Origin of the sequence: Streptomyces sp. SID3212, assembly GCF_009865405.1 — a bacterium.
In the GTDB taxonomy this organism is placed as follows: Bacteria; Actinomycetota; Actinomycetes; order Streptomycetales; family Streptomycetaceae; genus Streptomyces.
Map to the genome: position 1 here is coordinate 1 of NZ_WWJY01000282.1, position 4276 is coordinate 4276.

Genomic DNA, 4276 nt, shown 5'->3' on the forward strand with positions numbered 1-4276 from the left:
GGCCCCCGGGGCCCGACGCCCCCGCGCCGGACCGCACTTCGGGCCCGTGCGCCCCGCCGAGCGCCCCGGTCATCGGCTCGCCCACGACTCCGGACACGGTCCCGCCCGTCCCGGCCGGCTCGGTCGGGCCCGCCCCCTCCGTACCCTGCGTCCGCTGCTTCCGCTCCGTCCGCAGGATCCGTTCGGTCTCGTCCGCACCACTCCGCGCCCCGCCCCGAACCGGCTTCCCGGCCCGGAGGCGCGGCGGAGTCACCGGATCGGCCGGCGCGGGACGCAGTGAGCCCACCGGGGTGACCTGCCCCTCGGCGGCGAAGCCCCAGTCCAGCAGCGACCTGGCCTCCTCGTACACCGCCTGGTAGGCGCCCGACTGCGGGTTCATCACCGTCACCAGCAGCGTCCGGTCCCCGCGCCGGGCGGCGGCGACGAGCGTGTTGCCGGCCCGCGAGGTGTAGCCGTTCTTGACGCCGATCAGCCCCGGATAGCGCTCCACGCCGCCGGCCCCGCTGAGCAGCCGGTTGGTGTTCTGGATGCCGTACGTGCCCTTGTCGCCGGGGAACTGCGCCTCGGCGGTCGAGCTGTACCGTACGAACTCCGGTGAGGCCAGGCCCGTACGGCCGAACACGGCCAGGTCGTACGCCGAGGACACCTGGCCCGGCTCGTCGTAGCCGTCCGGGGACACGACATGGGTGTCGAGCGCGCCCAGCATCCGTGCCTTCTCGCGCATCTGGGTCACCGTCGAGTCCCAGCCGCCGTTCATCGCGGCGAGGACCCGCACCGCGTCGTTGCCGGAGCTGAGGAAAACACCGCGCCACAGGTCGGCCACTCGGTAGGACTGGCCGGGGATCACGCCCACCAGGCTGCTCCCCTCGCCGATCCCCGCCAGGTCGTCCTCGGTGACGGTGTGCCGGGCGTGCTCGGACAGGTGCGGCAGGGCGGTGACGGCGAAGAGGGTCTTGAGGGTGCTCGCGGGCGGCAGCCGGCGGTGGGCGTCGTGGGCGGCGAGGACATCACCCGTCCCGGCGTCGGCGACGAGCCAGGACAGGGCGGAGACATCGCTCGGGAGCGACGGCGCGCCGGGGGCGGGGCGTACCCGCGTGCCCGGTTCGTACAGCAGCGTGCGATCGGCGGCGCGGGAGGAACCGGCGGCCGGCGGGACGGGTTCGGTCCTGGTGGGGGCGGCGGCCGGTGAGGGCGCGGGCAGGAGGACCAGCAGGCCGGTGGCGAGGGCCACCGTCCCGGAGAGCGCGGAGCGCGTCACGGATCTGATGATCATTCAGCCACGGTAGGAACGGTGGGCGCTCCCCGCACCGCCACCTGCGCCGTCCGGACGTACGGGCGTCCGTCGCCCGTACATCCGTGCACCCTGAGTGAGGGAGGTGACCGCGCGCCCGATCGGGTGACGACCGGGGTCAGTGGTGAGCCGGCGGTCAGTGGTCGGCGGGATCGGGCGTCGAGGCGGTGGCCGGTGCCGGGGAGGCCACCGGCGCCGAGAGCGTCGGATCCGGGACCAGGGACGGGTCGGCCTCCGCCATCCGCTCGGGCCCGATGACGTCCAGCAGCTTGAGCCGGTCGGCCTCGGGCGTGCCGGGCGCGGCCGAGCAGGTGACGATCCGCAGGTCGTTGCCCGGCGCGACGAACGTGTCGTAGTCCACGTCCACCGGTCCGACATCCGGGTGATGGACGGTCTTGGTGTCGCTGTCGTGGAACCCGGCGATCCGGGAGTTCCACAGCTGCCCGAACCGGCTGCTGACGCGGCGCAGGTCGCCGATGAGGAACCGCAGCTTCTCGTCGGTGGGGTAGCGGACGGTCGCGGCCCGCAGGTCGGCGACGACGGCGGCCTCGAAGCGCGCCTCCTGCTCCAGCGTGTGGCTGATGCGGCTGGGCAGTCCGGCGAAGTGCTGCCAGACAGCGTTGCGGCCTCGGCCCTGCTGCGCCGCCGGGTCCCCGAGGAGGGCGGCCCACAGCGGGTTCCAGGTGATCAGGTTCCAGGCGGCGTCGTACACCCCGCACGGCGTGCCGGTCAGCTGGTCGAGCAGGCGCCGCACACTCGGCGGTACGTGGTCCGAGACGTGCCCGGTGGCGGGCGGGGACTGTCCGGCGAGGAGGAACAGGTGCCGGCGCTCACCGTCTGACAGCCGCAGGGCGCGGGCCAGGGTGGTGAGGACCTGGACGGACGGTGAGGTCGCCCGGCCCTGTTCCAGCCGGACGATGTACTCCACGGACAGTCCGGTCAGCTCGGCCAGCTCCTCCCGGCGCAGGCCGGGCGGTCGGCGGGACTCGTCGGCGGGCAGCCCGGCCTCGGCCCGGGTGATCCGGTCACGCCAGCGGTGCAGGGCCGTGCCCAGCTCTCCGTGTCGGCTCATGCGTCCAGTATCAGGGGGTATGGGCAACCCTGCCCGGCGCCGGGGGGTCGGCCGCGCCGGGGCGCGTACGGACGCGGAGTGATAATCGTTCACCCGTTCGATACTCGTATCGTTGTGGTCACTCTTCGTACTTCTGTGGATGCTCAGCGTGCAAAGGCGCGAGTCTATGCCTGCCGGACCGGGTCGTGCAGGAGGTTGAACGATTATGCCGATGCGGCGATTCGGCCGGGCTAGGCTCTCGCGGAGCGTGCCGAGTTGAGATGAAATCAGGCATTTGTTCGCACCTGTCTGAATCATTCGAATGATCCGACTGTTGATCCGACTGAATCGACCGCCAGAGGGCTTACATGGTTCGTGTTGAAGCACCCCCGACTGATCAAGCGCCCCCCGTCGTCCGCACCCTGGCGCTCCCCGCCGCCCTGATGGTCGCGGCGACGGCGGCCACCGTGGCCGTCGTCGCCGACGCCGCCCGGATACCGATCGTGCTGTACGGCGCGGTCGCGACCGTTGTCGTCACCTGGTACGCGGCCGAAGTGGCCCGGCGCGGCCGGGCGGTCCGTGCGCTCGACGAGCGGTACGCCCACCGCGTCGCGCTGTTGGAGCGGTATCTCGCCGAGCACGACGAGGAGACCGTACGGCTCGGCAAGGAGCTGATGCCCGCCGCGATCCACCGGCTGCGCCAGGGCGAGTCACCTCTGGAGGTGATCCGCGTCGTCGTGGACGGCGACGAGAACTACCGCGAACTGCCCCCGGCGCAGCGCGCCTTGCTGCGCTCGGTGCTGGACATCGTCGACAACGAGGAGGCCATGCGCGAGTCCGCGCAGCGCTCCTTCGTGAACATCGCCCGCCGCGTGCAGGCCATCGTGCACCAACAGGCCAGCGAGCTGCGGGAGATGGAGGAGCACCACGGCCGCAACCCCGAGGTCTTCGACGACCTGCTGCGGATCGACCACGGCACCGCGCTGATCGGCCGGCTCGCCGACAGCATCGCGGTGCTCGGCAAGGCGCGCCCCGGCCGCCAATGGCCCAAGCCCGTACCGCTGTTCAGCGTGTTGCGCGGCGCGATGTCCCGGATCCTGGAGTACCAGCGGGTCGACCTGCACTCGATCGCCAAGGTCGCGATCATCGGCACCGCCGTCGAACCGCTCATCCACGCCTGCGCCGAACTCCTCGACAACGCCACCCGCTACTCGCCGCCGCAGACCCGTGTCCATGTCACGGCGGTCGAGGTGCAGACCGGCATCGCGATCGAGATCGAGGACGGCGGGGTCAGCCTCAGCGAGGAGGCCAGGACCAGGGCCGAGCGCATGCTCGCGCAGGCCCAGGCCGGCATCGACCTCAACGACCTCGGCGAGACCCCCCGCCTCGGCATGGCCGTCGTCGGCCGGCTCTGCCAGATGTACAACCTCCAGGTGTCGCTGCGGCAGTCCGCGTACGGCGGGGTCCGCGCCGTCCTCGTCGTACCGCGCGACGTCATCACCACCGGCCCCGCGCCCGGTGTCGCGCACGGCATCGGCGCCTCGGCGCTGCCCCGGGGCAGCGGTGCGGAGCTGCCCACGGTGGACGCGTTGCGGCCCGGCGACCGGGTGCGTCCCGGAGAGCACGTACGTCCGGGGGAGCAGACGCGTCCCGGGGCGCGGGTGCCCCGCCCGATCACGGGTCCGCAGCGGCCCGCCCGGGTCACCGCCGCCCTGGAGGACGACGCGCCCGTCGTCACGGAGTGGACGGAGAACGGACTGCCGCAGCGGCGCAGCCGTGGCCGCGCCCCCCTCGGCTCGCACAACCTGGGCCGCCGTACCGCGGTGGGGGCGCAGATCCCCGAGCACCGGGGCGGCCCGGTCGGCGCGCCGGGCAACGGCGGCCGGAGCAACGGCAACGGCCAAGGTCATGGCAACGGCAACGGCAACGGCAAC

Annotated in this window: 3 protein-coding genes; 1 reads left to right on the forward strand and 2 read right to left on the reverse strand. The window is 72.9% G+C overall.

Annotated features, from left to right (window positions below; genetic code table 11):
- Positions 1-1273, reverse strand: a 1273-nt coding sequence (locus tag GT042_RS08815) for a D-alanyl-D-alanine carboxypeptidase (protein ID WP_161308153.1), incomplete at its 3' end; no start/stop codon positions are given.
- A gap of 154 nt (positions 1274-1427) precedes the next feature.
- A complete protein-coding gene (locus GT042_RS08820; protein ID WP_161308154.1) occupies positions 1428-2363 on the reverse strand; it encodes a helix-turn-helix transcriptional regulator in 936 nt (311 codons plus the stop codon).
- 347 nt (positions 2364-2710) lie between these two features.
- Here GT042_RS08820 and GT042_RS08825 point away from each other — a divergent pair.
- The coding region (locus GT042_RS08825; protein WP_237530596.1) for an ATP-binding protein at positions 2711-4276 on the forward strand (1566 nt) is incomplete at its 3' end.

Bases quoted from the DNA above. Each gene is read 5' to 3' on its own strand.
- GT042_RS08820 (WP_161308154.1), bottom strand. From the start codon at position 2,363: ATGAGCCGACACGGAGAGCTGGGCACGGCCCTGCACCGCTGGCGTGAC.